The organism is Streptomyces griseus subsp. griseus (assembly GCF_000720255.1).
Lineage (GTDB): Bacteria > Actinomycetota > Actinomycetes > Streptomycetales > Streptomycetaceae > Streptomyces > Streptomyces griseus_I.
Map to the genome: position 1 here is coordinate 1 of NZ_JOJE01000196.1, position 331 is coordinate 331.

Annotated in this window: 1 protein-coding gene; it reads left to right on the forward strand. The window is 62.8% G+C overall.

What is annotated here, in order from left to right; translation table 11 throughout:
- Positions 1 to 125 precede the first annotated feature (125 nt).
- On the forward strand, positions 126 to 331 hold a 206-nt coding region (locus IG99_RS43760; protein WP_037684631.1), incomplete at its 3' end, for a hypothetical protein.

Below are 331 nucleotides of genomic sequence, written 5' to 3' on the forward strand. Positions count from 1 at the left end.
ACGTCGTTGCAGGCCGCTTGCGGTATCCATACCGTGGCGCGTCCTGCGCCTAGTTGCCGGACCTTTCCCCGGCTTTCGCGGGCACGTAAAAGTGCATAACACGCTCTAAAAGGAAAACACCGATTATGAACTTTGATCTCAAGGCGCTGGCGCTGCCCGATGCCGCCACCGAGAAGTGCGATCTGCTGGTGCTGCTGATCGGCGAGGATTTCCAGCCAGGGCGCGATGCGCTGTCGGCCCTGGTGGCGCATGCGCTCAAGAACAAGGACCTGGAAGCCAAGCCCGGCAAGTCCCTGCAGCTGTACCAGGTGCCCGCCATCGCGGCGCGGCG